The 26,479-nt window shown below is 65.6% G+C and carries 25 protein-coding genes; 6 read left to right on the top strand and 19 right to left on the bottom strand.

Translation table 11 applies throughout. The features are described from left to right. Positions 1-60 precede the first annotated feature (60 nt). The 3 genes from M1D93_RS15280 to M1D93_RS15290 all read right to left on the bottom strand — a co-directional run bounded on the left by M1D93_RS15280 (position 61) and on the right by M1D93_RS15290 (position 2,959). Entirely contained in the window at positions 61-1,161 is a 1,101-nt protein-coding gene (locus M1D93_RS15280) for a hypothetical protein (RefSeq protein ID WP_461172319.1), read from the bottom strand. 75 nt (positions 1,162-1,236) lie between these two features. Beyond that, on the bottom strand, positions 1,237-2,232 hold the full coding sequence (locus tag M1D93_RS15285) for a glycosyltransferase family 2 protein (protein ID WP_461172320.1): 996 nt from the start codon (positions 2,230-2,232) through the stop codon (positions 1,237-1,239). A gap of 1 nt (position 2,233) precedes the next feature. Next, positions 2,234-2,959 carry a glycosyltransferase family 2 protein gene (locus M1D93_RS15290; protein WP_461172321.1) on the bottom strand — a complete coding sequence of 242 codons (726 nt, stop codon included), beginning with the start codon at positions 2,957-2,959 and terminating at the stop codon, positions 2,234-2,236. A gap of 830 nt (positions 2,960-3,789) precedes the next feature. Here M1D93_RS15290 and M1D93_RS15295 point away from each other — a divergent pair. Further along, the gene (locus tag M1D93_RS15295; RefSeq protein WP_461172322.1) at positions 3,790-3,990 is read left to right on the top strand and encodes a DUF2795 domain-containing protein; all 201 of its coding nucleotides are present in this window, start codon (positions 3,790-3,792) and stop codon (positions 3,988-3,990) included. Here M1D93_RS15295 and M1D93_RS15300 read toward each other — a convergent pair. The 3 genes from M1D93_RS15300 to M1D93_RS15310 all read right to left on the bottom strand — a co-directional run bounded on the left by M1D93_RS15300 (position 3,987) and on the right by M1D93_RS15310 (position 8,570). Continuing rightward, positions 3,987-6,569 carry an AMP-binding protein gene (locus tag M1D93_RS15300; protein ID WP_461172323.1) on the bottom strand — a complete coding sequence of 861 codons (2,583 nt, stop codon included), beginning with the start codon at positions 6,567-6,569 and terminating at the stop codon, positions 3,987-3,989. The genes M1D93_RS15295 and M1D93_RS15300 overlap by 4 nt on opposite strands. A 188-nt stretch (positions 6,570-6,757) precedes the next feature. Beyond that, positions 6,758-7,555 carry a DUF2382 domain-containing protein gene (locus M1D93_RS15305; RefSeq protein WP_461172324.1) on the bottom strand — a complete coding sequence of 266 codons (798 nt, stop codon included), beginning with the start codon at positions 7,553-7,555 and terminating at the stop codon, positions 6,758-6,760. A 208-nt stretch (positions 7,556-7,763) separates the two neighbouring features. Continuing rightward, complete coding sequence (locus tag M1D93_RS15310; RefSeq protein ID WP_461172325.1) at positions 7,764-8,570, bottom strand: hypothetical protein; 807 nt, start codon at positions 8,568-8,570, stop codon at positions 7,764-7,766. A gap of 388 nt (positions 8,571-8,958) precedes the next feature. Between M1D93_RS15310 and M1D93_RS15315 the strand changes: the two genes are divergently transcribed. Next, a complete protein-coding gene (locus tag M1D93_RS15315; RefSeq protein ID WP_461172326.1) occupies positions 8,959-9,702 on the top strand; it encodes a GAF and ANTAR domain-containing protein in 744 nt (247 codons plus the stop codon). A 30-nt stretch (positions 9,703-9,732) separates the two neighbouring features. Here M1D93_RS15315 and M1D93_RS15320 read toward each other — a convergent pair whose 3' ends face one another. Beyond that, positions 9,733-11,352 carry an ABC transporter permease gene (locus M1D93_RS15320; protein ID WP_461172327.1) on the bottom strand — a complete coding sequence of 540 codons (1,620 nt, stop codon included), beginning with the start codon at positions 11,350-11,352 and terminating at the stop codon, positions 9,733-9,735. Continuing rightward, positions 11,352-12,293, bottom strand: coding sequence for an ABC transporter ATP-binding protein (locus M1D93_RS15325; RefSeq protein ID WP_461172328.1), 942 nt, complete (start codon positions 12,291-12,293; stop codon positions 11,352-11,354). The genes M1D93_RS15320 and M1D93_RS15325 overlap by 1 nt, the downstream gene beginning before the upstream one ends. A 210-nt stretch (positions 12,294-12,503) precedes the next feature. Between M1D93_RS15325 and M1D93_RS15330 the strand changes: the two genes are divergently transcribed. The 4 genes from M1D93_RS15330 to M1D93_RS15345 all read left to right on the top strand — a co-directional run bounded on the left by M1D93_RS15330 (position 12,504) and on the right by M1D93_RS15345 (position 15,272). Continuing rightward, positions 12,504-12,869 carry an ArsR/SmtB family transcription factor gene (locus tag M1D93_RS15330; protein WP_461172329.1) on the top strand — a complete coding sequence of 122 codons (366 nt, stop codon included), beginning with the start codon at positions 12,504-12,506 and terminating at the stop codon, positions 12,867-12,869. After that, positions 12,866-13,993, top strand: a complete 1,128-nt coding sequence (locus tag M1D93_RS15335) for a cation diffusion facilitator family transporter (RefSeq protein WP_461172330.1) — start codon at positions 12,866-12,868, stop codon at positions 13,991-13,993. The genes M1D93_RS15330 and M1D93_RS15335 overlap by 4 nt, the downstream gene beginning before the upstream one ends. 140 nt (positions 13,994-14,133) lie before the next feature. Continuing rightward, complete coding sequence (locus M1D93_RS15340) at positions 14,134-14,415, top strand: hypothetical protein (RefSeq protein WP_461172331.1); 282 nt, start codon at positions 14,134-14,136, stop codon at positions 14,413-14,415. 110 nt (positions 14,416-14,525) lie between these two features. Continuing rightward, positions 14,526-15,272, top strand: a complete 747-nt coding sequence (locus M1D93_RS15345; RefSeq protein ID WP_461172332.1) for an ABC transporter permease — start codon at positions 14,526-14,528, stop codon at positions 15,270-15,272. Between the two features lie 33 nt (positions 15,273-15,305). Here the strand turns inward: M1D93_RS15345 and M1D93_RS15350 are convergent, their stop codons facing one another. The 11 genes from M1D93_RS15350 to M1D93_RS15400 form a co-directional block, all read right to left on the bottom strand. Next, the gene (locus M1D93_RS15350; protein ID WP_461172333.1) at positions 15,306-16,319 is read right to left on the bottom strand and encodes an alpha/beta fold hydrolase; all 1,014 of its coding nucleotides are present in this window, start codon (positions 16,317-16,319) and stop codon (positions 15,306-15,308) included. A 45-nt stretch (positions 16,320-16,364) separates the two neighbouring features. After that, positions 16,365-16,739: a cupin domain-containing protein gene (locus M1D93_RS15355; RefSeq protein ID WP_461172334.1), complete on the bottom strand. Its 375-nt coding sequence runs from the start codon at positions 16,737-16,739 to the stop codon at positions 16,365-16,367. A 163-nt stretch (positions 16,740-16,902) separates the two neighbouring features. Beyond that, positions 16,903-18,111, bottom strand: a complete 1,209-nt coding sequence (locus tag M1D93_RS15360; protein WP_461172335.1) for a carboxylate-amine ligase — start codon at positions 18,109-18,111, stop codon at positions 16,903-16,905. A 15-nt stretch (positions 18,112-18,126) separates the two neighbouring features. Further along, positions 18,127-19,836, bottom strand: a complete 1,710-nt coding sequence (locus tag M1D93_RS15365) for a M20/M25/M40 family metallo-hydrolase (RefSeq protein WP_461172336.1) — start codon at positions 19,834-19,836, stop codon at positions 18,127-18,129. 3 nt (positions 19,837-19,839) lie between these two features. Continuing rightward, positions 19,840-20,178: a hypothetical protein gene (locus M1D93_RS15370; RefSeq protein ID WP_461172337.1), complete on the bottom strand. Its 339-nt coding sequence runs from the start codon at positions 20,176-20,178 to the stop codon at positions 19,840-19,842. Continuing rightward, positions 20,175-20,600: a four-helix bundle copper-binding protein gene (locus M1D93_RS15375; RefSeq protein ID WP_461172338.1), complete on the bottom strand. Its 426-nt coding sequence runs from the start codon at positions 20,598-20,600 to the stop codon at positions 20,175-20,177. Before M1D93_RS15375 ends, M1D93_RS15370 begins: the two co-directional genes overlap by 4 nt. 27 nt (positions 20,601-20,627) lie before the next feature. Beyond that, positions 20,628-21,761 carry a glycosyltransferase gene (locus M1D93_RS15380; RefSeq protein ID WP_461172339.1) on the bottom strand — a complete coding sequence of 378 codons (1,134 nt, stop codon included), beginning with the start codon at positions 21,759-21,761 and terminating at the stop codon, positions 20,628-20,630. Next, positions 21,751-23,082 carry a family 1 glycosylhydrolase gene (locus tag M1D93_RS15385; RefSeq protein WP_461172340.1) on the bottom strand — a complete coding sequence of 444 codons (1,332 nt, stop codon included), beginning with the start codon at positions 23,080-23,082 and terminating at the stop codon, positions 21,751-21,753. Before M1D93_RS15385 ends, M1D93_RS15380 begins: the two co-directional genes overlap by 11 nt. Next, a complete protein-coding gene (locus M1D93_RS15390) occupies positions 23,079-23,393 on the bottom strand; it encodes a DUF6752 domain-containing protein (RefSeq protein ID WP_461172341.1) in 315 nt (104 codons plus the stop codon). Before M1D93_RS15390 ends, M1D93_RS15385 begins: the two co-directional genes overlap by 4 nt. Beyond that, positions 23,390-25,000: a class I SAM-dependent methyltransferase gene (locus M1D93_RS15395; protein WP_461172342.1), complete on the bottom strand. Its 1,611-nt coding sequence runs from the start codon at positions 24,998-25,000 to the stop codon at positions 23,390-23,392. The genes M1D93_RS15390 and M1D93_RS15395 overlap by 4 nt, the downstream gene beginning before the upstream one ends. Continuing rightward, on the bottom strand, positions 24,997-26,457 hold the full coding sequence (locus M1D93_RS15400) for an SDR family NAD(P)-dependent oxidoreductase (RefSeq protein ID WP_461172343.1): 1,461 nt from the start codon (positions 26,455-26,457) through the stop codon (positions 24,997-24,999). Before M1D93_RS15400 ends, M1D93_RS15395 begins: the two co-directional genes overlap by 4 nt. Positions 26,458-26,479: the final 22 nt, after the last annotated feature.

A 26,479-nucleotide genomic window follows, 5' to 3' on the forward strand; every position in this document is an offset into this window, starting at 1 on the left:
GAGCGACCAACGAAGACTCGCCCAGGTTGTCGAGACCAGGCGGTGCGGGTCGCGGACACCTCAGATCTGCTCGTTGAGGACCGACGGCAGCAGCTCCTCGAGATACCGGACAATGTCGTCCGACGCCTCGTCCGCGCTGTACGCGGCAGGTACCTGCAGCAGGTGGCAGGGCCGTCCGTCCAGGGCTTTGCTCAGCACTACCCCTTTCGCGGCGAAGTGCTCGCGCCACGGGACGACGGACGTGGCGGCCAGGCCCGTCACCACATGCTGCGAGAATCCCGCCATCTCGATGTGGAAGTTGCCGAGCATCCGGTCCACCATCCAATCGGTTGTCCGCTCGATAATCCGGGACCGGGAGCCCTCGTAGCGCTCGATGTAGATGGCCGCCGCGAGCGGGGCCGTGGTGGTCACCTCCCGGCCCGGAAACGCGGTCCCGGCATCGACCATGCGGTGCTCCGGGGACCAGCGCCGGGAGAAGTCCGCGAGGCGCGGATACCGGATGACGTACGGATGCACCACCGTGGTGAGGCGCCCAACGCTCTTCGAGAGCTGCGGCGGAACGAGCGGCTTCCGGACACCTTCAAACAGGTGCGGGTAAATGGCCCGGTGGTGCGGCTTGATGAACATCGGCTTCGCGTACCCGAGCAACGTGGCGTCCTCGGAGAGGAAGGCCCAGTCATCGCCCATGAACGACCACCCCTCCCGCCGCATCAGCTTCGCGGCAGTACTCGTCTTACCGGTCCCTCCCGCGGCCGGGAGCGCGATCGCGTGCCCCTTGTACGCCATCGTCGCCGCATGGATCATGCCCGCTCCCCGAGCGACCATGGCGGCATCCAGAACAGGGACCACGGAGGTCAACAGCTCCCCCGGACCGTGGATGCGCCACTGGTTTCCGTCCCTCACGACCTGGAGCTTCTCGGCCTGGAAGCGCACGCCGTTTTCCGTGTACGCGAGCTCGTGCTCAAGCAGACCCGCATCCGGCATTGGCTCCAGTCGGTCATCCACTGTGATGTCTGCCGGCCGTTCGGTGTCAGTAGCGAAACACGCCAACATGCTCCTCAGCTGCGGCGCTGACGGCGCCGCAGCGTCGACACGGAGCGTGATCCGGCCATGGATGTCGAAGTGCAGTGCCTTGGAGTTGGTCTTGGTCTGCTTGTGCATTGATTGTCCCCTGTCTGGGTGGTACGAGCCGGATGCTGCTGATGATGCGGACGGTATTGACGAGCGATGACCCGTTCACCGCACTTCCCGCCACGGAGTAACTCCTGCCAGGATCGGCTGATTCAGGGCCCGTCCAGACACATGCGCAAGCCGCCGCCCCCGCAGATATCCTGCTGACGTACACGCCACGACGGCCACGATGGCAGCCACCCGCCCAGGTCCGGCAGGATCTCCAAGACGCCAGGCATTCAATGCTGAAAGGACTGCCCGGGGCAAGACGCTGCGGACGTATCGGCGCTCCGGACCGAGGGCGCGCTTATGACCTACGACGTCGCTGACCTGGCCCTTCGAGATTCCTTCGGACCAGGACCTTGAAAGCATGTAGCGGATCGTTCCCCTGCTTGCAGGCACATGATGGCGTACCAGAGCGGCGGGCTCATAAACGATGCGGCACCCGGGGGCGCCCATCTTTGACCGAATGCAGATCTCGGTTTCCTCACAACCTAAAGGAATGGAACCGCGCCGGCCCAGAGAGACATTGAAGCCGCCCACTTTCCGTATGACGTCAAGCCGGAACGACATGTTGGCGCCGATCACGTTTCTGACCTCGGAGGCCATCCGTGGCAAGCCCCGGTAGCTGCAGCCGACGATCCAATCCAGCTCTTCACCAAAGTAACCGGGGCGTCCCGCGTCCCAGACTGGTTCCACCCGACCGCCTACTGCGATCACCTCCGGGTCGTCGTACAACGCGATGAGGCGTTCAAGCCAGTCCCGGGCAGCCTCAGCATCATCGTCCAGGAACGCAGTAATGTCGGACCCGGCCACACCCATACCCGTGTTGCGCGCACCGGCGAGTCCCCGGGGGCCGGTGTTTTTGACGATTGTGATGTCATCGACCAATTCGCTCAGCTGCTCGTAGAGACCCTCATTGTGATCGATGACAACAATGACTTCCCTAGGGGCGTAAGTCTGGGCGCGCACGGACTCTATGCCATCGAGCAGCCAATCCCATCGTTCCGCTGTATAGGCACATATGACCACGCTGACGGTGGGGGCATCGCCGTTTGCCATCTCAGCCCGCGGTCAAGAGTGGAAGAACAGTCCGCGGGTCCGTTGGTGTCCGGGGATGGCGCACGTTGGCATAGGTGTACTTCACCCGCCGCAGCAGCTCGGGGCGGGCGCCGGCAGTAGGAGCTTCCCATAGGAGGCACTCGTGCGCCATGGTGTTGAGCACCCGCCAGCCGTCCCGAAAAGTCTGCAGATTTGATGCCCCGGAGATGCGATCCAGTTCAAAGCTGGGGACCTCGGCAATCCGAAGGCCCGCTTTCGCCGCCCTTACTATCAGCTCCGTCTCGATCTCGAATCCGTCGGATTCCAGCTGCAGAACCTCCAGACACTCCCTTCGGAAAGCGATGTAGCCGTAGCAAAGGTCCGAGTAGTTGCTGCGCAGGACCGCGTTGGCCAGTCCAGTCAGCGCACGGTTTCCTGCACGGCGCAACCACGTCAAGTCTTCAGAGCCCCCTCCGGTCACATGCCGGGAGCCTTTGACGAAGTCATAGTCGTGCTGGAGGGGTGAAACAAACCAGCCAATCTCTTGCGGATCCATGCTTCCATCCGCGTCCAGCATGACGATGATGTCGCCTGTTGCTGCAGCAAATCCTGACCGCAGGGCGACGCCCTTGCCCCTTCGCCGCTCATGCACCACCACGACATCCCCACGGACTGCACATGCCACGCTGACCGTGTCATCCGTGGAGCGACCATCAACAATGACCACCTCATCCACATACAAAGGCATACGGCGAAGGACCCATGGGATGTTTTGTGCCTCATTGAGTGTCGGAATAACAACGCTTACAGAAGCTATTTGCGGCGCTACGGCTGGCACTGAAACTGAATTCGGGGACTGGATGGAAATAGACAAAAGTCTCACACCTTGCGTCATTGCACGGAGTCTTATTTAGGCAACGGGACTCCACACTCGACATGGCAGACCCGTCAGCACTTATACGGTGATTGTCAGGTCACGGTGGCCCAGCATTCAGCAGCCTCGACTTTTCCGTACCATGCACAATACGACCTGCTCATGTACTAAGCACTAGTTATGAGTACTCGAATTCACGCCTTAGGTATACCTAGGCTTCCAGTTGCGCTTTAAGGCATTTTGAGAGTCGCCTCTCCCATTATTTTAAGAGAATTCTAAATATGGGAGAGTCGCCTCTCCCATATTGTGAAGAGAATTCCCACTAAGCCAAAAGCGTCACACGTCGCACTCCTGGTTCGCTTCATCCGTAGACAAAGTCATCGCCAACTGCGTCTCGGCAATGAATAGGACACCCCGTCCCAAACGCTTTTCACCTCACGGACAGAAGCCATGGCATGGCCTATGACCAGCACCACTGCATGACCTGACGCCAGGCCCAAGCACACGCCCCGGACGGGCGAGCCTACGGTGGTGAATGCCAATGAACTTGAATGCGCGACGATGGCTTGGCTGGCGGAAGATCCGGAACAGCCGTAACTACCCTTTCCCTATCGAAACGCTCAGCCTACGATGAAGTCTTCGCGGCCTTTCCCAAGGAAAGACCGCGAGGGAAATTGGAACCGATCAGAAAGGAAACTGGCACCATGGCCGACACTCCGAACCCGATCCAGATTCAGAAGTTCCTCGGCGGCGTGGACTATCCCGCAAGCCGTGACGCCCTGCTGTCCAGCGCCAAGGACTCCGGCGCCGACAACAACGTGATCCAGGCCCTCGAAGCCATCCCCGACAAGGAGTACGACAGCCCCACGGCCGTCAGCTCAGCGGTTTCTGACAGCAACTCCTAGACGGGCGTCGCCAGAGGCCGGCGCCGCCGGGTCCGGATCCACCGCTCCGCGGCGCCCATCGCCCGGGTGGCGAACGCCCAGTAGGCGACGCCGACTGCCAGGGAGGCCGCGACCGCCAGGCCCTTGCTGGTCTCCTCCACATGCGGGTAAACGAGCCAGTGCGTCACGTAGGCGTAGAGCGACGCGCTGGCGAGGAGGCCCGTGACGCGGTGCAGGACCCGCGGCACGGGCAAGCTGGGCAGCCAGAGCAACATGAGGAATCCGGCAAGGATCGTGGCGTTGCGGTACTCGTCGTCGAACGTCCCGGGGATGGTCACCAGGGCAAGGAACGTCACGACGGCGCGCTGCCGCAGCGTTTGTGAGGCGGCCGCCGCCCAACCAAGCGCGAACAGCCACAGCACCGGCCCCTGGCCCGGGTACGGCAGGTCGATCACGTCGAAGCGCAGCAACAGGTCCGCGCCGAACAGGACCAGCGGGAAGGTCCACCGCCAGCGGCGCTCGGCGCGCCCCACCGCGGGGATCGCCAGGAGCGCCGTGATGCCGAGCATGATCTGCACCAGCATCTCCACGAACCAGAAACGGGAGAAGTCCGTCCATCCTTCGGGCCCTAGGAGGGAGTTGAGCAGGAACACATTTGCCCAGCTGTAAGTGTCGGTGATGGCAAACGCCAAGCCAATCACCGCAATGCTGGGCACCACGATCCGGGCGACGGTGCGCAGCTGCCGCCACAGCCGGGCCCGGGGTGTGCCGCTCAGTTGGAACCGGGCAAAGTTGAAGCCCGCGACGGCCATCAGCACGTGCGCCATGCCCTGCCACGAGAACCACCCGATATGGGTGGAAATAATGAAGATGATGCCGACGGCGCGCAGCACAATGCCGGTTTCCAGGGGTGCCAGCAGCCGCTTCCGCCAGCTGTTAAACCGTGCACGCACCCAACCCGGGCGGTCAGGTTCGATTGTGCGGCGTTGGGCTTGCGCGAGGTCGCAGAGGGGCACCAGATGCCAGTCGCGGGGAAGGTCCGGGATCGCCCGCTCAAGGCGGACAGAGGCAGCAACATAGGAGAGCGAGTCGCCGCCCAGGGTGACGAACGTGTCGGTGTCGGTGATGTCGTCGCGTTCCAGGACATCGGCGAAGATGCGCCGCACATCGTCCGAAGCCCCGTCGGCCTGCGGGCCGTCGTCGTCGGCCTTGCCCGGGTGCTCATCCTCTCTGGCGAGAGCCAGGACGGCGGGATAGTCCGGCTTGCCGTTGGCCAGCCGCGGGATCGCCGCCACGGGGTGAACCTCGACGGCGGCGCGCGGCACTCCCAGATCCTGCGCGAGCGTTTTGGCAATCAGAGGCAGGTCATGGCTGGATTCCGCAGCGGCGACTATCCGGCCGTCGGTGCCGGCGGCCGCGGCCGAGACGCCCAAATCCCCAAGGATGCGCTCCACTTGGCCGAGGTCCACCCGCAGGCCAACCACCTTCACGAAGCGGCTCCGGCGGCCGACGATCTGGTAGACGCCTTCAGGGGTGCGCCGCGCCAGGTCTCCGGTGTGAAGTTCCGTGACAGTGCGGCCCAACTCAAGATCAGCCGGCGTTTCGGCGTAACCGAGCATCACGTTGGGCCCGGTGTAGACAAGTTCGCGGTCATCCAGCCCGGGAACCGGGGCAAGGTGGAACCGGCCGCCCGGGACGGGCACGCCGATGGCCTCCGGGTGATCTTCAGCAAGGTCAGGCGGCAGGTAGGCCATCCGGGCAGTGGCTTCGGTCTGCCCGTACATCACAAACAGGTCCCACCCGCGGCGGCGGCCGAGCTGTGCATAGGCACGCACCCGCTCCGGGTCCAGGCGCCCTCCGGCCTGGGTGATGTACCGCAGGCTTGGCAGATCCATCTCCGCGAACCCCACGCGCTTTAGGAGATCAAACGTGTACGGCACCGCGGCGAACGACGTCACCCGCTCTTTCCGCACCAGGTCCCAGAAACAGGGGTCAACCACCGAAAGATCGGTGAGCACCACGGACGCACCAGCCAGCAGGTGGCTGTTCACTACCGACATCCCGTAGCAGTAGGACAAGGGAAGCGTGGTGGCGGCCCGGTCCTCGGGACGCAGCTGCAGGTACTCGGCGATCGCCGCCGCATTTGCCTGGACGGCATCGGCGGAGAGCCGGACAAGCTTGGGCGAGCCTGTTGACCCTGAAGTGCTCAACAGCAGTGCGAGTTCCGGGTGCAGGGCATGCCGGGTGCCTTCCCGCCTGACGTCCAGCACGGGCTCACCATCCTGGACCCGCGCCACGACGTCGGGATCGTAGGCCGCGACCAGCGATGCGGAAGCCTGCCCTCCGCCCGTGGGAAGGATCAGCAACGGATGCCCGGATGACAGGGCCGCCAGGTACACCACCAGGGACGGCAGGGAGTTGTCGGCTTCAAGGGCAACCAGGCGGCGCACCGTGCCCAGCGACCGGGCGGTGGCGTCCACCCGGCCGGCGAGTTCGCGGTAACTCAGCGATTCGCCCTCAACATGTACAGCGGTCCGGTCACCGTATCCAGCCAGTCCGGCGGCAAACGAGACACCCGCCAAAACTGGCTCTATAGTCACCGGAGCACTTTAGAAGGTAAACCTTACCTAATTCAAATGGACTACTGCAGGTTGGCGAAATATGGCTGGCTGGCGACCCGAAGCGTAGCCCTGCACGTGTCACTGTAGGATGCAAAAGCACGGCCCGCCCTCCGGAACGGAGGACGGGCCGTGCATGGGGAATCCTAGCGGATTCCTAAAGGTGAGCCTTAGCGGCGGGTGCGGCCGTCGTCGTCGAGCTCGATGTTTTCCTTGCGGACTTCCTCGGTGACGGTGTGCTCGTTGGTCACGGTTTCCTTGTCCAGGCGAACGCGCTCAACGGGGACAGTTTCCTTTTCCACCACGGGGCGCTCCTGGTGCAGGATGACCTCGTGCTCTTCCTCGCTGATGTCGGGACCGTCCAGGGCAGCGCCGATGTTGGCGTCCGTGATGGGCTCGCGCTCCAGGCGGACCTCTTCGCGCTGGACCGGGACGGTGGTGGTGACGTTTTCGGTGACCACGTACTTGCGCAGCCGAGCCCGGCCGACCTCTTCCTTGCGGGTGCCCACGTGGAGCTGCTCCTCGGAGCGGGTCATGGCGTCGTCCGTGGTGGGACCGGAGGTGTCGTGCCCGACAGTTCCGCGGCCCACAGTATCCTCGGCGGTGCCGGTGGCGAAACCGTTGCCGCCGGCGAGGCCGTTGCCGGTGTGCCCGTTGAGGCCGTAGTAGGTGTAAAGGCGGTCTTCCTCTTCCGGCTCGAGGTGGCCGTCCGGGGCGACGCGGGGTGCGTCCTTGACCTTGTCCTTGCTGTGGGCCACAACGATGTCGTTGCCGTCCTGTGAAGCGGCGTCCAGCGGGGCGAACGATTCGTGCGATCCAAAGAGCCCGGTCTTAACCGTGACCCACGTGGGTTCCGAGGTCTGGTCATCAACGTAGATCTGGCCGATGGATCCGATCTTGCTTCCGTCGGAGCCTACGACGTGTCCGCCGGCAGTGGTCAGTGCAGAAAGGTTCTCAGTGCTAATCATGTGTTTCTCCTTTTGTTACTGGTTTGTGCTGCTTGAGGACAAATCTAGAAGCGGTTCCGCGGCGGGCGGGTTTGCCCGGCGCGGAGTTCCTTGGCCTTTCGGGCCTTCAAGACCCGGCTGATGATGCCGGGGAGCAAAGCAAAGAGCAGTTTCTTCATGGCTCAGGTCCTTTGGTTGGGGTCTGGCTGTTGGCTGTCAGCTTTGACGCTTACGGCTGGCGCTCGGCGCCCCGGACCTCGCTGTACGGATCATCGAGATCCCTCAGCGGGACTCCGCCTGCTTCGGTACCCGAGTAGGCCGGACGGGCGGGTTCCCCGTAGATGGTCTCGCCATAGGTCACCGGTGCCGCCACCTGATCCGTGTAGACCGACTCCTCGCCCCACGACGGACCAGCTGGTGCGGCAGCCGTCGACGCGACAACGGGCGGCTGCTCCGGCTTGGGCGGAATGGCCGGCTGTGGCGCCGGCTGCAGACCGCGTGCGAGACGACCCACGAGGATGCCTGCGCCGGCAGCCAGGAGCAGGAACGTCCCCGGCTTGCGGCGGGCGAAGGACTGTACATCCTCCAGCAGCTCCCGGGGGTCCTTGCCTTCCACCCAGGAAGCAACCGAGGACGTGCGGTCCGCAGCCTGCCGGATCAGGTCGCTGGCGATGCCCTTCTGCTCCGGGGCATCTGCCATGTTCTGAAGCTGGCTGGAGATGGTCCGGATGCCATCGGCGGCCTTCTGCTGCTGCGCGCCCGCCTGGTTGCCCAGGCCTGACTTCGCCTCATGCAGGAGGCCCTTTGCGCTGGCTTTTGCCTCGGATGCGACGTTTCCGACTTCGTGCTTCGCGGTCTGCGCCACATTGTGGGCCGCACCGGCCGCCTGCCCGGCGATCTTCGACGTCTCTTCCTTGGCTGCGTCCTTCTTGGTGACGTAGGTTTCCGGCTCTGCGGAAGGATCGGTCGGTGCTGCGTTCCCGTACTGGTCGAGATGGTTACGGGCAGAAGCCTCAGGCCACTGGTTCTCCGTCATCGTCACTCGCTTCCACTGGTTGGCAGCTGGACTTTCAAACCCAGCCTGATGAATTAGTAAGTAAGGTTACTACCTAGATACTAAGCACACTTGCTATCTATCGCGCAAGACGTGCCCGAGGGCACCGGGTGCAGCCGGGGTTCGGAACGACGTCGTATGTTCCTGCCAGGAAAGGTGGCGATCGTTGCCGTGGCGGGCAAGGAAGACGGCGCGCAGAAGACTGTGGCGGACACGCGGCAGGCATTCAACGACGTGTTTCACAACCCCTGCCCAGTGCCGCCGGCCGCTTTGCGGGATAAACTGGACATCTGCCGCCCAGGCGGGTCGCAGCCTTGTGCGGTGCACCTTTTCAAGGTCATTGTTCAGGGCACTACAGGAACGGGGCTGCATGGTCCAGAAACACGGCACGCAGCAAGACAACAACGTGGCCGACGCGCTTCAGGACCTCGTCCTGGGTTCCGCTGACGTGGAGGAACTCCTTACGGAACTTGCCACGATTTCCGCCGCCAGCCTTTCCACCCACACGAGGCTGCTCTGCGGCGTCACACTGATGCGGCGCAAAAAGCCAACCACCGTGGCCACAAGCGACCCCGCGGTACTGCCGCTGGACGAGCTGCAGTACGGCCACGGCGATGGGCCGTGCCTGGCAGCCCTTCGGGAAAAAGCCACGGTGCACGTTCCCGACCTAAGGGACGAGCACCGCTGGCCCCGCTACTGCAGAGCTGCCTGGGCCGAAGGAATCGGATCCATCCTTTCCGTTCCGCTCCCCCTCGAAGGTGAAGCGCATGCCGGGCTCAACCTCTACTCCACCAGCACCCACGCGTTCACGGGCGAAGACATCGACAAAGCCGAGGCGTACGCCATCCAGGCTTCCAAAGCCCTGCGGATGGCCGTCCGGGTGGCGCAGCTGGTGGATGACCGCAATCACCTTGCAGCAGCGATGGAGTCACGCACCACCATCGATATCGCCGTCGGGGCGATCATGGCGCAAAACCGCTGCAGCCAGGAAACGGCCATGAAGATCCTCCGCATCGCTTCCAGCACCCGCAATACCAAGCTCCGTGATGTCGCGGCGTCCATTGTCGCGTCCGTTTCACAGGACCCGAACGTGTTGACGCATTTCGACTACTGATCAGGTATCACGTACTTCGCCTTGACGCCGCTATACCGTCAGGTCCCTTTCGCGGACCAGGCGGCTGGCGGCACCTGCCGCCGTGATGGCGACGGCGGCCATCACCAGAGCGCCCTCCGGGTGGAAGGCTTCAACGGGCATGGCTGAAGAATGCCGGAAAGGGCTCAAATCCTGAAGCCATTCCGGCAGGCCGAGCAGTTCCCCGAATTGTCCCAGGACCAGCGCGATGGCCAGGGCGCCCCAGCCAACGGCACTGCTCCAACGGGGCGCCAGGGCGAACACAAGAACGGTCACGGCCGGGAACACGAGCGCCGCCGGGACGTGCGCCAGCGCGGCCGCAAAAACTGTGCCGGGGCTGCTCCCCCCAGCCTGCGCCAGGGCGGACACGACGGCGGCCGAGGCTCCGGCTGCAGCGGCAACGGCCGTCGTCGAAATTGCGGCAACGGCGAGGGTACCTGCCAGCCAGCGCATTCGCGACACCGGCACGGCCAGGAGCAGTTCGGCCCGCCCTTCTGCCTCGTCCGCCCTGAGCCGGAGCACCGCCTCGATGCCGGCGGCAGCGGCCAGGATCCCGGCGATGCCCAGCATGGCTGTGGTGAAGAGGTCAATAATGCCCGCGTCGCCTGGAACGATGCGGTTTAGCAGTTCCGCTACGGACGGGTTTCCTTCCAATGCGTCCCGAACCACCGGGCCCAGGCCTCCCGCCACGGCCCCCAGCGCAGCGGTGGTGAAGCACCAGCTGGCCAGGCTTCCACGCTGCAGCCGCCAGGCCAGTCCCAGCATCGACGCCAGGCCGGCGCCCGCCCGTTCCGGGCCCGACTCAACCCCAGCGATGTAGCTGGCGCCCAGGTCCCTGCCGTTGCGGATCACAACGGCAGCCCCTGCCAGGACTACTGTCCCGGCGCCGATAACCAGCAACGGCAGCGTGTCCGTCTCGGTGAAGGGCCGGATGCGCTGGCCCCAGCCGATGGGTGAGAACAGCGAGGGCCAGGCGGCGGTGACGTGCAGCAGCGATGGGTCGGCGGTGCCCAGGGCGTCGCCGACCCCGCGGACCAGGTAGGCGCCACCCACCAGCGCCGCGGCTGTACCGTTGGCACTTCTGGCGGAGGGCATGACCTGTGCCACCAGCGCGGCGGCCGCCATGAAGAACAGGCCCACGGCGCCAACAGCTGACCCCGCCATAAACGATCCTGGTACCGGCAGGCTGGCTCCGATGAATCCGGCGGCCACAACCAGGGCGAGGACCACGTTGGCGCACGTGCCGAGGAGCAGGGTGGCGTACAGGGACGTCACCCGGGTGACCCGGGTGGAACCGACCAGCTCAAACCTGCCCTGGTCCTCATCCGCACGGGTATGCCGGACCACCAGGAACACACTCATTAGCCCTGCCAGCACAGCCGTGAACGAATAGCCTTGGAAGAAGGTGACCGCTCCGGAACCGATGCCGTCCGGAAGCCCCCGGAGGAACAGGAACGCCGGACTGGCCGCAGCCACGGAAATCAGGGCGGCCCGCTCGGTCTCCCCGGCAAACTGTGTGGTGACGGCGGTGGCGGCCGCGTAGCCAAGACCGGCGATGCCCAGGATCCACACCGCGAGGATTCCGCGGTCCCTGCGTGCCTCGAGCAGGGCCAGCCGAAGGACGGCACGCATCACTTCACCTGGCTCTTGTGGTTCTTGTTGCTTGCCTGCCCGCCGGCCTGCACGCCGTAGTGGCGCATGAACAGCTCCTCCAGGGAAGGAGGCGCGGCAGTGACGCCCGTGATGCCGGCTGTAGCCAAGGCATCCAGGACGTAGCCCAGGTCCGCTGCATCGGCGTCGAACTCCATGGCCGTCCCGTTGACGCGGAGGTCGTGGATGCCCCGCCATGTTGCCACAACCTCCGGTTTCACCGCCGCCGTGATCCGAAAGCGGGTGCGGGTGAGGTGCCGGAGTTCGGCCAGGGTCCCCGATTCCACGGCCACTCCGGCCCGGATGATGGTTACCCTGTCACAAAGTTGTTCCACCTCGGCCAAAATGTGGCTGGACAGCAGCACCGTGGCCCCTTCGGCGGTGACCCGGCGTACGTGCCGGCGGAAAACAGCGTCCATGACGGGGTCCAGGCCCGAGCTCGGCTCGTCCAGCAGATAGAGTCTGGCCGGGCGGGAGAAGGCCGCGATCAGGGCAGCCTTCTGCCGGTTGCCTTTGGAGTAGGTCCGAGCCTTTTTTCGTGGATCGAAATCGAACTCGTCAATCAGCTGCCTGCGCAGGCCTTCATCCGCACCGCCCCGCAGCCGGGCGATCAGGTCGATGACCTCGCCGCCGGTCAGGTTGGGCCAGAGCGTCACGTCCCCGGGCACGTAGGCAACATCCCTGTGCGCCCGCACTGGCTGAGCCCACGGATCGACGCCAAACACCCGGGCCGTACCCGATGTTGGCCGGATTAGTCCCAAAAGGATCCGGAGGGTGGTGGACTTCCCTGCCCCGTTGGGCCCTAGGAAACCGTGGACCTCACCGGGCATGACGGACAGGTCCAGACCGGCAAGCGCGGCCGTCCGCCCGAAGTCCTTGGCGAGGTGTGAAGTGTTGATGACGGGAGATGAGTCCGCATGCATGGCCGTTCCTTGGTCGCAATATCACGCCAAGGCGGTTGCCATGGCGTGCCGCAGGCGCTTCCGCGTGCGGGCCGACCAGGCTTCCCGGCTCTCCGGTGGACATTTTACAAGTGGGGCATGAGATGCGGAAGGGGCTGCGCTGCGCGGGACTTAACGCCTGTATGACGGAATACCCGCCGGAGCAGCGCGCTCCCGTGGCAGAATATGCGCATGAATGCAGATAGCAGCGCTTGCTCGCTGAGTGCCGACAGCCAGTACGTGGAGCTCGCCGTGGAAGTCTTCGCGATGCTCGCCGACGCCACCCGGGTGCGCATTATCCTGGCCCTGCGCGACGGCGAGATGGCAGTGGGTGCCCTGGCCGACGTCGTCGGAAAATCACCGGCGGCGGTATCGCAGCACCTTGCCAAAATGCGGCTGGCCCGAATGGTCTCCACCCGGCAGGACGGCACTAAAGTTCTGTACCGGTTGGAGAACGAGCACGCACGCCAGCTGGTAGTTGACGCGGTTTTCCAAGCTGAGCACGCCCTTGGAGGAGAGCCGGCGCACCACCGCCGCGACCGGAAGGCGGCATCATGAGCAGCCCCGGGCACGCCCACCAGCACGCAGAACCAGCCCCCGGGCACGACCACGACCACGGGCATGGGCACGGGCACGGGCACGACCATGAGCACGAGCATGAGCATGGCCACGGGCACGGGCACGAGCATGACCACGAGCACAGCCACCATCACCACAGCGGATTCAAGGGCTGGCTGGTGGAACTCTTTGTTCCCCACACGCACGACGCCGCCGACTCCATCGACGACGCCATGGAGGCCAGCGTAGAAGGCGTGCGGGCCCTGAAAATCAGCCTTTTCCTTCTCCTACTGACCACCGTCCTGCAGTTTATGGTGGTCCTGGTCAGCGGTTCCGTGGCGCTGCTGGCCGATACCATCCACAATTTTTCGGATGCCCTGACGGCTGTCCCGCTGTGGATCGCATTCATCCTGGGCCGGCGTGCCGCCACTCGCCGCTACACCTACGGCTTCGGCCGGGCGGAGGACCTCGCCGGGCTGTTCATCGTCGCCGTCGTTGCCCTGTCCGCCGTCGTCGCAGCCTGGCAATCCGTGGACCGTCTCCTGCACCCCCAGCCGCTGAGCAACCTATGGTGGGTCTTCGCCGCGGGCCTGATCGGATTTGCCGGGAACGAAGCAGTTGCCGTCTACCGCATCAGGGTGGGCCGCCGGATCGGCTCCGCCGCGCTGGTTGCCGACGGCGTGCACGCCCGCACGGACGGCTTCACCTCCCTGGCCGTGGTACTCGGCGCCGTAGGCGTCATGCTGGGTTTCCCCCTTGCGGACCCCATCGTCGGCCTGCTCATCTCCGCAGCCATCCTCGTCCTTTTATGGGGAACGGTCCGCAGCATCGGGCGGCGGCTGATGGACGGGATCGAGCCGGACCTTCTGGAGACGGCGCAAAAGGCCCTCGAGGGCAGCCCGGGAGTACTGGCAGTGCCGCGCCTGCAGCTGCGGTGGTCGGGCCACCGCCTGCAGGGCGCCGCCACTTTGCTGGTGGACGACGGCGCCACCCTGGCTGCCGCTGAACAGGTCACCGAAGTAGCCGGGCACCGCCTGAGGCGTGCCGTGCCCAAAATCGACGACATGGTGCTCGTGCCGCAACGCTTCGCTGAAACAGAGGCCAGCCGGGCCGGACAACCGTAGGGCGGAAGAGGTGGCAGGCCGGCTGCCAAAAAAGTTTTTCAATACTGACCCATCCTTTGCCGGTATGGCTTCGAACCGCTAAAGCGGGACCTCCCCTAGCAGGTTCGCAGAGCCGTAAACCGACCAGAAGGAGCCAAAACATGAGCGTTTCGAACTACACCCGCTTCCTCTCGGAATGCTTCGTGCAGGACTCAGGAAGGCAACCGGCCCTTCGTGAAGACGAGATCTACGGGGTGTACGTCAGCTGGTGCCTGCTCAACGGCGAGCAACCCGGCGCCACCACTTCCCTGTGGGCAGCCCTGGACCAGCGGGGACATTCAAAACAGCACCGCAACACCGGCCGTCATGAATGGCCGGGACTGGCGATGAGGGGCCCGGCAGCGGTGGACTACATCCTCTCAAGCCAGCCCAGCCTGGTCTGACCCGGAACCTGATTGCTGATTGCCCGAAACCTGATCGCCGAAACAGGCCCAACCAAAACGCTGTTTCGCGAACGTTAAGGGCCGCCTGCCTGGGCCGCTAGGCTGAACTGATGGCCTTCCTCGATGCCCTGGCGCCCACCTTCGCGGCCGTGGGCATCCTGATGCTGCTCACCGTCGCGGTGCTCCGGGGCTCCCACACGCCGTCGTACCTTGCGCCGGCGCTGGCCATCCTCCGCGGCGCCGCCCAGCTGGCGCTCATCAGCCTGGTTCTGGGCGGCATCATCGCTGATCCGCTGTGGGTGGCCGTGGCGCTGGTGGTGATGTTCACCGTGGCTACGGTGACGGCAACGCGCCGGCTGACGTGGGGCTGGCGGCGCTTTGCAACGGTGTCGGCCACCATGGCCCTCGGCATCGTGGTGACCCTCGCCGTCGTCTTCGGCACCGGAGCCGTGGCGCCCGAGCCCCGCTACGTCCTGGCGGTGGGCGGGATCGTGATCGGCAACTGCATGACCATCGCCGCGCTTGCCGGGCACCGCTTTTATGAGGCCGTCCGTGAGCAGTGGGACCAGGTGGAAGGCTGGCTCGCCCTGGGGGCCACCGCCCCGCGGGCCACCCTTACCCAAGCCCGCTACTCGGTGCACGCAGCCCTGATCCCCTCCACTGACCAGACCAAAACCACCGGCCTGGTCACCCTGCCCGGCGCCTTCGTGGGCGCGATCTTCGGCGGCGCCTCCCCGTTGGAAGCCGGCCGGTTCCAGGTGATAGTCCTGGCGTCCATCATGGCGGCGGGCGCCATCACCGCCGTCGCGCTTCTCCGTTCGCTGGGCGCGGTGCGCGTGCGGCCCGAGCCGCTCTAGACGGCTGCCGCATCCGGACTAACCGCTGCCGGACTAACCGCTGCCGGCAAGGAAGGCTTGGATTTCCTCCGCCATGCGCTTGGACTGGGTCCAGTGGAGATAGTGCCCGGCCTCCAGCGTGACGATTTTATGCCGCCGGACGTTCTTCAGCAGGTTCTGCGCAGCGGATGTTTTAGTGGCTGCCGAATCGGTATCCTCCCCGGCAACAAAGGCCAACACCGGCAGGTCATCGGGATAGGTGACGCCCCTCAATGCCGCCGCGTTGTTTGCTATCCGGGCTGTTTCGTCCGCCACTGCCGGATTGCCGTAGTTCCAGCTGGTCATCAGGCGCATCCGGTGCAGCTCGTCATCCGTGTACGCGTCGCTTGCCGGGTCCACGAAACCCGGGGCGACGGCCGCGACCGCGCGCACTATCCCGGTGACGGCCAGGGCCCGTTCCCAGTTGATGCCCGGCTCCGGGTCCGGAACCGGCTGGTCCCCGGGTTTCGGTATGGTCGCATCGATGCCGACGACGGCGGACACTTCCGTTGGGTACCGGTTCGCGTAGTCGAGCATGTAGAAGCCGGCGATGGAGTGCCCTGCCAGGACGTAGGGCTGCTTGACCTGCAGCTTGGCCAGGACCTCGTGAAGTTCGGTGCTGATGTTCTCGTTGGTCCGCGGCGGGGCTTCCATGTCGCTGTAGCCGTACCCGAACCCCTCGACGGCGATGACGTCGAAGCCGCTGAGTTCGCGGGCCAAAGGAGCGAAGTCCAAGCCGGGCGCCGGGGTTCCCAGCCCGCTAAGCAGGACAATCGGCTGGCCCTCTTCCTGCCCGTTCCGGTACACGTTCAGGGAACCGCTGCCTACGACGATACGTTCGCCGTAGGCAGCCATGCCCGATTTCTCCGTCGACTCCAGGACCAGGTTGACCACCGTGGAGACGAGGATCAGCCCCAGGATGACCAGCGCGGCGAGGCCGGCGCGGCGCCAACCGCGCCGGGGCTTCTTCCGCGCACCGGAATCCGTCCTCTCTGAGGACCCGGAAGCTGTCCGGGGAGATGGACGCATGATGGACCTTTCGCCAGAATCAGCCTCCGGCCTCAACCGGCCAATTCAGGCAGGCTTGGCGAAGGTGGCCGCACTCATGATTTCGTAGCCAACAAATGTCTCATCGCCTTCCACCCAGGCATCGTGGCCGGCAGGAATAGTGTAAGCGTTGCCGGGGCTGATGGTGGCCTGTGTGCCGTCCACCATCCGCACCGTCAGCGTCCCGGCGGCGCAGATTCCCACGTGGTTGACCTGGCAGCTGTCGGTATGGACCACGGTCTTGACCGTCTCGGACCACTTCCAGCCCGGCTCAAAAGTAAACCTGCCCAAGGTGGTGTCTCCGATGTTCACAACATCCACCTGGGTCTTCGGCGGGCGGCGTTTTTCATCCGGTTCGTCGAATGACTTTGCTTCAAGGGCTCTGATTGAATCTCCGGCCATTTCGTTTTCTCCTGACAGGGAGTGGGTGGAACTGTTCATCCGGAGCGCCCAGAGAACTCCGGGAAAGTTGGTCGGCCGTTTGCGCAAGCCGCCGAACGCCGGCCAACACACGGGCAACTAGCGCTATCAGGGTGCGCTCAGGAGTGCGCCGTGTCAATATGCCTTAGTCGCGGTCCGCCTCAACCCACACGGTGCAATCGACCGCGTCCGCCACCACGGCTTCCAAATTCCCCGCGCGATGGATCACCTCCAGCTGCCGGACGGCTCCCGTGCCGGCGGCGAGCAGACCGTCTATCAATTCCTCCACCCTATCCAGGTCCCCGATGTCCTCCAGCGCCTCCCGGATATGGTTCACCAGGGCATTGACGACGGCGATCGCCGGCCCCGGGCGGCTGGTCACCGGATCCAGCAGTTCCCCGCGCAGTCCCCACCGGCTGGCCTTCCACCCGGCCAGCCGCAGGAGCGTCGCCGGCACGGGGACCGGGTCTATGCCCTGCCGCCACTCCCGTGCAGCGGTCTCCACCAGTCCGCGGGCGATGCCGGCCAGCAGCACCGTGTTCTCCGGCCGCAGGCACACATCTGCGATCCTGATTTCCACAGTGGGATAGTGGCGGGAAAGCCGGGCATCGAAGTAGATCATCCCCTCGTCCAATGCCACGCCGGTGCTGACCATGTCGTACACCAGTTGGTGGTAAGCATCCGGCGAACCCAGGATGTCCAGCGGCCCGGCGGACGGCCACCGGCTCCACACCTGCGAGCGGTAGCTGGCATAACCACTGTTCTGTCCGTGCCAGAACGGCGAATTGGCGCTCAACGCGCTCAGGACCGGCAGCCAGATTCGCATCCGGTCCAGCACGGCCACGCCCTCCTCGTCCGACTCCACGGAAACGTGGATGTGGCAACCACAGGTGAGCTGTTCCCTGGCCGTTAGCCCGTACTCCTCCGTCATGGCCAGGAAACGGCGGAGTTGCACCGGGTGGGGATCGGAAGGCAGCGGGGATGTTCCCAGGGCTGCAACCCGGGCTCCTATGTCCCGCGCCGCCCTGTCGGCGATGGCCCGCCCCCGAATGATGTCCGCCTCCAGTGCCGCCATGGTGGAATGCGGGGGCGTGACAACCTCGATCATCTCCTGTTGGAACTCGGCGGTCAGGACGGGACCGGAAGCGGAGTCCATCGGACGCACGTACAGGTCCCAGAGAGCGCCGGCCATGGGCACGGCCTCACCCGTTTCCGGGCTCACCAGGAGCAATTCCTCCTCAATGCCGAACGTCCGCAGCCGCCCTGCGGCACCGGGCTCCGAAACGCCCGCGCCGCTCTCCATGGCATCCCCGTCCGTGGCACCTGTGGTGCCTGCTGCTCCTGAGCCGTCCATCGCCGTCGTCCTTTGTCATTCCATCCTTGCAAGCCCATCCCAGAAGCACGCAAGCGTGACGGCGCCGTTGACCAGGACTTCGAGGTTGGCGCTTTCGTCGCTGTCATGCCAGTGGTCCTCCACAAGGCCCGTCCCGAAGAACAGGACCGGGGCGTCCAGTGACCGGCTGAGCAGCGCGGCAGGGCCCCCGCCGGCGTTGCCCATCCTGCCAACCTCCTTGGAGCGGAAGCCTTTGGCCATGGCCCTTTCCAGGGCGGAAACCGCGGGGTGGTCCGGGGTCCGGTACGGTTCCTGGGCCGTCTCGAGATCCACGCTGAGCGTATGGCCGTAGTTCTCCCCCACCGAGTCCTGGACCCATTGCCGGATCTGCTCGGCCACTTTCTCCACCCGCTGCCCCGCCACGGTCCGAAAGCTCAGGTCCACGGAGGCCACGGACGGAACAGCCGCACTCGAAAGCCCGACAGGATCGCCGGCAACCAGCGCGGTGATCTCCACGGCCGGGCGGAGCCACAGGCGTTCCGGGACCGTATAGCCCCGCTCGCCCGTGATGCTTCCCGTCTCCGAGCGCTCCACCCAGTCCTCTTCGGTGAACGGCAGGCGTGCGAGCGCCTCCCGAAAGTCCTCCGGCACCGCGGCAATATCGTCATAGAATCCCTGGATGGCGATCCGGCCATCTTCGTCGTGAAGACCTGCCAGCAGCCTGCTCAGTTCAAAGGCGGGATTGGGGACGGCACCGGAAACGGCGCCGCTGTGAACGTCCACCTCAGGACCGGTCAGCTCCAGGTGCGCGCTGATCATCCCGCGCAGGCTCAGGCACAGCGCCGGATGGTCCGCGCGGAACAGAAGGGTGTCCGAGAAGACCACCAGGTCCGCCTGCAGCCGGTCCGCCTGCTCCTCCAGCAACTGGGCAAGATGCGGCGAACCGCCCTCCTCCTCCCCCTCGACCAGGTACTTCAGGTTGATGGCGGGTGCCGCTCGTGCCGAGTCCGGCGGTTCAGGGGAAGGGAAGTGAGAGAGCGTTTCGGTTTTGGCGCCGGAAGGTGATGGAGCGTTTGCGTTTTGGGCCCCGGAAGTGATGGAGCGTTCGGGTTTTAGGCCCGTTAAGTGAGAGAGCGTTTCGGTTTCGGCGTCCGTAGGTGATGGAGCGTTTGGGTTTTGGGCCCCGGAAGTGAGAGAGCGTTGGGACTGCTGGGCCAGGTGCGCGCGGATCCCCCAAAGGTGGGCCAGGACCTGCCCCTTGGCGTCCGAGCTGCCCCGCCCGAACAATCTGCCGTCCCGCACCACCGGTTCGAAGGGGGCGGTCTGGTCCCACTGTTGGGGATTGGCCACCCGCACATCGTGGTGGCTGTACACCAGGACGGTGGGGGCGCCGGGCGCCTCGCACCATTCGGCGTACACCGCGTGGGACTCCCCGGTGGGCAGCACCTCCACCACCGGGAAGCCCACGTCGCGGAAGGCCGCCGCCAGCCAGTTGGCCGAGCGGAGCAGGTCCTGGGCGTGCTCCGGATCCCCCAGCACGCCGGGCACGCGCACCCACTCAGCCAGCTGGCCCTCCAACTCAGCCTGATGGGCCCGGACGAAGGCGTGAAGGTCCGCGCCGCCGTCGTCCTTCACGCCTTCGTCGTTTACATCATCGTCCTTCACGCCGGTGTCATCGCGCGCGTGCAGGCCCGGGCCCTCGTGACCCGGGCCGTCGTGTCCCTCCAGCCCGTGATATTGCTCCACGGCTTACCGGGGCTGGGCGGGGTTGGTGGGATCGCCCTGTGAAGGCGGGTTGATAGGTGGCCCCGGCACGCTGGCAGTCTGGGGTGTGTCCGGCTGGCCGGTGTTCACTTCCGGCGTGCTGGGCGCCTGCGGTCCGCGGGGAACGGCGCCGCCCTGCAGGTCATGCAGCCTCTTTTCGAGGATCTGCATGATGGGCAGGCGGTTCCCGTGGGCCTTCTCGTACGTAATCAGCTGCGCCATCTGCGCCTCATCCAGTCCGGAGATGCGTGACGGCAGGGTCCCCACCGGCAAGTGGTCGTAGTCGGGCAGCGGCAGTTCCTTGTGCAGGGGTACTTCGTTCATCGTTGTTCAGCTCCTTCTTCCAGTGAGTTCAGCAAGTCGGCGCAGGCCTGTTCGCAGCGCCGGCACGCTTCCGCGCAGACCTGGCAGTGGTCATGCATGTCGGCGTGCTTATCGCACTCCTCCGCGCAGGCCCTGCAGGCAGCGCGGCAGGCTTCGAGCAACGCCCGGGTGACGCTGCCGTTATAGCCGGTATGCCGGGAGAGCACGTTTCCTGTTGTTGCACAGATATCAGCGCAGTCCAGGTCAGTCCCGATACAGCTGACCAGCTCCGCCACCATGTCCTCACTGAGGCAGGCGTCGGCGCAGGCAGTGCAGGTCTGCGCGCATTCGAAACAGGCACCGATGCATTCAGCCAGTTTGGCTTTGTTGAACTCATCCAGCCCTTTGGGGTGGGCGTCCATCATGGCCCGGATATGCGTCATTCCACTCTCCTTCCCTGGCTGGCAGCGCTACGCAGTGGCCTCGGCGCCGGACGGTTCCGGCAGCTGGAGCCCGGAGGCAAAGACGGACTCGGCCATCTGGGCGGCGATCACGTCCCAGTGGTATTGCTTCAGCAGCTCACGGGTCTTCGGCTTGGGGCCGCGCGACGGATCCCGCTGGCCGAGGTTCCGGCACAGTGAAGCAAAGCCCGCGCCGTGGTCGCGCAGGTGCACCACGCCCGGGAAGTCAGCCACCACGTCAGGCACCCGGGTGGACACCACGGGAAGGCCGGCCGCGAGGTATTCGAGGGTTTTGGTGGGGCTGATGGAGCGGGTTGCCTCGTTCAGGGCGAACGGCATGAGGGCAACATCCAGCCGTGCCATCGCAGCGGGAAGGTCCGCGTAGCAGGTATACCCTTCGTAGCTGATGTTCGGTCCCTGGGGCAGGCTGGCCGGATCGATCTTGGCCACGGGCCCGTACATCTTGATGTCCCATTCCGGCAGCGCGGCGGCGAGGTCGGCGATGAGCCCCAGGTCCAGGCGTTCGTCCAGGACCCCCACGTATCCGGCAACCGGACGCTGCCCCGGAACCCGGGGCTGCGCCGTCGGGGTCCTGTAGTGCTCCGGCTCCACCCCGCTGGGGAAGAGCAGGGTGTCCGAGCGGCCCTGCCGCACCATGGACCGGTGGAGCGAGCGGCCGCCGGCGAAGACGACGTCGGCCCGGCGGAGTGCCTGCCGCTGCCTCACCACCAGCTCGGGCGGGGCGTCCTTGAAGGCGGCGAGATCGTCCATGACGTCATAGACGAGCGTGGTGGGCTGCAGCGCGAGGGCAAGTTCCAGGGCCAGCGGCGTGTACAGCCAGACCACGCGCTCCCCTCCGGGCGGACCCACCAGTTCGGGCAGCTGTTCGATGTAGTCCGGGAGGACGTCGTCGAAGAATCCCACATGGTGGCCCTGCTCCGGGATCTCCAGCCAGGCCCTGTTCAGCCCGTCCACCTGGGTGTGGTTTATCCGGTTCGGCCCGGTGAAGCCGGGCGACGGCGTGAGCGGTTCCTCCACGTACCAGGTGGAACAGCGGGAGCCCAAGCGGGAAACGAGGTGCTGGGGGCGCTGCCACACCCAGTCCCAGCGGAGGTGCGACAAAACGATCAGTTCACTCTGCATTGACTATCCTCAATTCCATTCGGGTCTGTGTGTTGGGCAGGCTGTTGCCTTGTTCCGCGTCGGGGGCTTGCCTCCATTTCCAGTGCGACATTTGTGATTCGTACCCCCGAAGCCAGGTGGCTACCGGTTCGCCGAGCATGAAGGCCGGCAATTCTTTCGACGGCGTGCCCGCGGCGGCTCTCGCGTAGGACTCCGACATCACGGACGGCTGCCGGGCCAGCTCGTCGTCCAGCCAATACACCCCCACCGGATCGATGTGCCCGTCGCTGCGGTACAGAAGCGTGTCCCAGTCCGTGGAATCAATCACCGGGAACCAGCACAGGCCATCGAGGGGAACGCCCATCTGCCGGGCCCGTTCGCACTGCTCAAGCACATACTTGAACCAGGTGGCCCGGTCCGAGGTGCGGCCGCGGACATTGGTCTCGGTGAGCAGGCATGGCAACCGGTAACGGTCCCAGTACAGGTAGATCTGCTGGGCAAGCGGCAGCGGGTACGGGGTGTTGGGGGCGCCGCCCTTGTCATCGAAGTGCCACTGGCAGTGGGCGTAATAGTCCAGTCCCAGCACGTCGATCCGCCCCGGCTCCAGATCCTGCAGCTTCTCTCCCCCGGCGTCGCGAAGCAGCTCCGCCATGGGACCGTCCGGGTCGTAGCCCTTGCCGTCGTACTTACCCAGGAAGCTATCCAGCACCAGGAACCGGCGTTCGTTGGCCATGGCGGCGTAGGCGCTTCCGCCGGCACCGGCACCCGTGTGGTGCTCGCAGGTGTCCACCCAAACATGTCTGGCGCCCGGCAACAGTTCCGCGTATGCCCGGCTGGCCTCCGCCACGGCCGGCAGCACGTTGAGGACCTGGCCCACGAAGTTGTCCAGGCCCTTCTGGTACGGCGGCCAGATGGCCTCGTGCCCGGTAAGGAACAACGTGGAGAAGGGCTCGTTGAAGAGCGTGTACTCCTCCACCCACGGATAGCGTTTGGCGAACTCTTCCGTATACCGGAGGTAGGCCGTGCGGAAACGGGGGTCAGCGAAGCCGCCGTCCAGCCACCGGGGGTAGCTGGTGTGGTGCACCAGGTCCACGATGGGCCGGAAGCCGTTGTCGCGGAGATAGTGCAGCACCTTGTCCGTGTCCTGCCATGTGAAGACGCCTTCCTCGGCCTCCACCCGGTGCCAGCGGACAGGGTACCGCAGCCGGCTTACGCCACATTGGGTCAGCAGTTCCAGGTCCTGCTTCCACTGGACATCATGGGCAGTGGATTCGAAGATGTCCCTGTCGTGCCGGGGAAGGTAGGTGCTTTCGAAGGCGCCGATAATTTCGATTCCGCTCATATGCCCGCCCCTTTCCCCTGTAGGGCGTGAACCTGGGCACCTGCCGGGGTGCCGGCCACATCAAGGACGTGGGTCTGGGCGGCGGCCGGGCGGCCCGGAGTGCGGGCCAGTTGCTCGTAGACGAGGTCCAGCAGTTCCGCGGCCCTCCGGTTCAACCGGCGGGACTCGTCGAGGTCCCGGTCCAGCCGGATCACCTCGGCGCGTAGTTCGGCGATATCCGTTGCCGCTATGGCCAGCCGCAGGTTGACCTCTTCCAGCGGGTCACTCAAGGGCTCGTGCTCGTGGATGGCGTCAATCAGGGGATCATTCATGGCAGGGCCCTCACTTTCACTCGATGGGTGGGTATGGCGCCTTCCTCGTGGCGCCCTGGTTGTGGTGGAACGTCTTCTGCTTCCAGCCCCAGCTCTGCAAGGCTGCTTTTCAGCCCTGCAACGTCCACGGGGCCATAGAAGCGGCAGTCCGGGAAGGCCGGTTCGCACTCCCCCACCTGGACTTCCAGGAAGGCCGTTGCAGCCCGGCCCTGGGTTCGCAAGAGCTGCCGGATCAGGCCCAAGGTGTTCTCCCGGCCCTGCCAGTCGAGCGAATTCAGCAGCAGTCGCCCGTACACATGCAGCGGACCTGCACCCTCGCCCACCAGCCTGGCCAGCGGGGCGGTTTCCCTGAGCGAGTTGAGGTTGACGCGGCGGAACTCCAGGGACCCGGGCCCGGCCTGTTGCCCGCGCAGGTTCTCTATTGCCGGGCGGCTGTAGTCAACAGCCACCACATGATGCCCTTGCGCCGCGAAGTGCTTCGCGTCAGTGCCGAGGCCGCAGCCCAGCTCCAGGATGCGGGACCCCGGGGGAAGCTCCCGGGCCAGCTCCTGCGCCCAGGCCGACGGCGCGTGGCCGGTACCGTGCCCGGCCCCGCGCTGCAGCAGCGCCCGGTGGTGGTCCTCCCAGTTCTCCCGGTCCCAGTCCAGGCCGCCCAGCCAGGTGTCATAGCGGCGCCGCGCCGGCGGCGGGGTGACGAAACGGAATGCCGGATCAGGGGTATGCCAGCCGGGTCCGTAAATCGCGGCCAGCATCTGCTCCGGCTCCGCCGGCGCCGGCAGCTCCCGCCCGTTGATGGAAAGGGTCCGGAGCGGGAAGATGGTCACCTTTTCGGTGCGTTCGCGGGCATGGAACGTGCCATGGAACCAGCCGCCCACATTGAAGTAGGTGAAGATGTCCAGGTAGAACCGGTCCGTTCCGTCCGGCCCGGGGAACAGCAGCTGCAGGTGCCCCGCGGAGTGCCGGACCGTTTCATAGCCCTGCGCGTGCAGCGCCCGTTCCAGCTCGAAGCTCTCCAGCGCGATGTCCGAGGGGTTTTCGTGCCGGCTCAGGTACGCCAGGTCCACGTCGTCGTCCCCGGGCATAACCCGGCCGTCCCGGACGGGCCCCAGGAGGGTGCCGCCGGTGACGAAGAGCTCCAGGCCGCGGCCCCGCAACCACTCCACGAGTATGCAGGCCTCATCCAGCGCCTCATCTATCAGGTGAGCGCGCTGGCCTTCAAAGTTCCGCGCGATCCGCCCCCACTTGTTGATGATCTGCGGCAGACCCGTGCCCGGTTCCTCCAGCGAGAACTGGTGCGGCGAATCGTCAAAGGCTACGGTCGCCGTCGGGCATAACGGCGTCCCGTCCTGCAGCACGCTGAGCCGCGCCCACCCGGACAGCCGGCCCGCGAGGGCCGGCGGCCAGTCGATCACGCAGGCGCCGGCACCGCGCCTCGCGCCCTCGCCGGAATGGACGTTCCAGATGGGCCTGTCCTCCAGCAGGATGGACAAGGTGGCGCCGGCCGGGATGGGTGGCCCCGCGAGGGTCAGCGACAACCTGTCCGCCGTGAGGCTGTGGCTGTGGCCGCCCTCCGTCTCAACCCGCAGCGTCTCTACGTCCTGGCTCATGGCTGCGCCACCAGTTCCCCGTCCTTGGACGCGTCCGTGTACGGGAGCCGGACGTCCACCACCTGCCCGGTCATGGCCGACGCCAGGACCTGGATGCTGGCCCCGGCAACAGCCGCCACGGGCAGCAGGGAGCCTTCCTCCTCGGCGCCGAACGCCCTGGTCCGCATGGGCGTGGCGGTGCGGCTGGGGCTGATGCAGTTCACCCGGATGCCGTCCGAGCTCCACTCGTCCGCGAGCGCCTGGGTGAGGTTCACGATCGCAGCCTTGGTGGCTGAGTAGACCGTGTAGTTGGCCCGGCCGCGGGTATAGGAGCTGGAGGCGAACAGGGTCAGGGATCCCTTGCTTTCGGCCAGGTACTTTTGCGATTCCTGGGCCACGATGAAGGCTGCCGTGAGGTTCACGTCAACGTCGTGATGCAGCTGCTCATCGGTCAGCTGGGCAAGCGGGCCAACGCTGAGGACCCCTGCCGTGAGGATGATGTGGTCCAGGCGCCCATGGGTTGCGGCGGCGGAGGCGAGCGCCTGCGCCACGCACCGGCGGTCCTCCACATAGGTTCCGTTGCCGGTGCGGCTTTGCCCCACCACCAGGGCGCCTTCAGCCTCGAGCTGCTGGACGAGCTCCAGCCCGATCCCCGAACTCGCTCCGAACACCAGCACCGTGGAGCCGCGCAGCCCGTCCGTGTTCCCGCCGGGCAGCATGGTTTTGTGCTTGAGCTGGAACAGTTTGTCCGCAAGGTGGATGTCGATGGGTTGGGTGATCTTGATGTTCGCCTCGTCCCCGTCCACCACAAAGATGGGGACATCCGGGCAGTACTTGAGGACCACTGAGCAGTCGTCAGTGGCGGAGAAGTCAGGGTCCTGGCCGGCCCGTTCGTACGCCTCGGCAATCACGGGCATCCGGAACGCCTGCGGGGTCTGGCCCCTTCGCAGTTTGGCCCGCGGTGGCACTGCACGGATGAAGTTCTCATCATCCACTTCGATGATGGTGTCCGCTGAGGGGATGGCGGTGTCGACGGCGGAATAGACGTCGAGTGCGCGGATGCAGGCAATGATGATGTCGCCGTCGAGCAGGGGGCGGACGGCGTCGTGGAAGAGGACGTTGGCGTCCTTATCCGCGATGGCAGCCAGGGCAAGGCGGGAGGTTTCGCTGCGGTCTGCCCCGCCGGGAAGGATCCCGGTGAGCTTACCGAACTTGTTGGCTGCTTTTCCGCCTGGTGTGCTGCCCAGGAGCAGTTCCTCCGCGCGGGGGATGTAACCCGGCGTCATCATAACGATGATCTCGTCCACCAGCTCACAGTGCTGGAACAGCTCCACCGTGTGTTCAAGGCTCGTGCGGCCGGCGATCGGGACAAACTGTTTGGGTATGTCCAGGCCCATGCGGGCGCCGACTCCTCCTGCCAGGATGACCGCCACGTTGCGGCGGCGGGTGCCGGGTGGAGAGGGTGGTTTCTGGTCCATGGCTGGTCCTTTCATTCGATGT

The organism is Arthrobacter sp. Z1-9 (assembly GCF_054792695.1).

Coding starts and splice junctions, on each gene's coding strand:
- M1D93_RS15380 (WP_461172339.1), bottom strand. CDS start 21,761: ATGCAGAGTGAACTGATCGTTTTGTCGCACCTCCGCTGGGACTGGGTG.
- M1D93_RS15395 (WP_461172342.1), bottom strand. CDS start 25,000: ATGAGCCAGGACGTAGAGACGCTGCGGGTTGAGACGGAGGGCGGCCAC.
- M1D93_RS15385 (WP_461172340.1), bottom strand. CDS start 23,082: ATGAGCGGAATCGAAATTATCGGCGCCTTCGAAAGCACCTACCTTCCC.
- M1D93_RS15295 (WP_461172322.1), top strand. CDS start 3,790: ATGGCCGACACTCCGAACCCGATCCAGATTCAGAAGTTCCTCGGCGGC.
- M1D93_RS15305 (WP_461172324.1), bottom strand. CDS start 7,555: ATGATTAGCACTGAGAACCTTTCTGCACTGACCACTGCCGGCGGACAC.
- M1D93_RS15375 (WP_461172338.1), bottom strand. CDS start 20,600: ATGACGCATATCCGGGCCATGATGGACGCCCACCCCAAAGGGCTGGAT.
- M1D93_RS15335 (WP_461172330.1), top strand. CDS start 12,866: ATGAGCAGCCCCGGGCACGCCCACCAGCACGCAGAACCAGCCCCCGGG.
- M1D93_RS15350 (WP_461172333.1), bottom strand. CDS start 16,319: ATGCGTCCATCTCCCCGGACAGCTTCCGGGTCCTCAGAGAGGACGGAT.
- M1D93_RS15340 (WP_461172331.1), top strand. CDS start 14,134: ATGAGCGTTTCGAACTACACCCGCTTCCTCTCGGAATGCTTCGTGCAG.
- M1D93_RS15400 (WP_461172343.1), bottom strand. CDS start 26,457: ATGGACCAGAAACCACCCTCTCCACCCGGCACCCGCCGCCGCAACGTG.
- M1D93_RS15360 (WP_461172335.1), bottom strand. CDS start 18,111: ATGGACGGCTCAGGAGCAGCAGGCACCACAGGTGCCACGGACGGGGAT.
- M1D93_RS15345 (WP_461172332.1), top strand. CDS start 14,526: ATGGCCTTCCTCGATGCCCTGGCGCCCACCTTCGCGGCCGTGGGCATC.
- M1D93_RS15285 (WP_461172320.1), bottom strand. CDS start 2,232: ATGGCAAACGGCGATGCCCCCACCGTCAGCGTGGTCATATGTGCCTAT.
- M1D93_RS15355 (WP_461172334.1), bottom strand. CDS start 16,739: ATGGCCGGAGATTCAATCAGAGCCCTTGAAGCAAAGTCATTCGACGAA.
- M1D93_RS15290 (WP_461172321.1), bottom strand. CDS start 2,959: ATGCCTTTGTATGTGGATGAGGTGGTCATTGTTGATGGTCGCTCCACG.
- M1D93_RS15280 (WP_461172319.1), bottom strand. CDS start 1,161: ATGCACAAGCAGACCAAGACCAACTCCAAGGCACTGCACTTCGACATC.
- M1D93_RS15330 (WP_461172329.1), top strand. CDS start 12,504: ATGAATGCAGATAGCAGCGCTTGCTCGCTGAGTGCCGACAGCCAGTAC.
- M1D93_RS15320 (WP_461172327.1), bottom strand. CDS start 11,352: ATGCGTGCCGTCCTTCGGCTGGCCCTGCTCGAGGCACGCAGGGACCGC.
- M1D93_RS15315 (WP_461172326.1), top strand. CDS start 8,959: ATGGTCCAGAAACACGGCACGCAGCAAGACAACAACGTGGCCGACGCG.
- M1D93_RS15390 (WP_461172341.1), bottom strand. CDS start 23,393: ATGAATGATCCCCTGATTGACGCCATCCACGAGCACGAGCCCTTGAGT.
- M1D93_RS15370 (WP_461172337.1), bottom strand. CDS start 20,178: ATGAACGAAGTACCCCTGCACAAGGAACTGCCGCTGCCCGACTACGAC.
- M1D93_RS15325 (WP_461172328.1), bottom strand. CDS start 12,293: ATGCATGCGGACTCATCTCCCGTCATCAACACTTCACACCTCGCCAAG.
- M1D93_RS15310 (WP_461172325.1), bottom strand. CDS start 8,570: ATGACGGAGAACCAGTGGCCTGAGGCTTCTGCCCGTAACCATCTCGAC.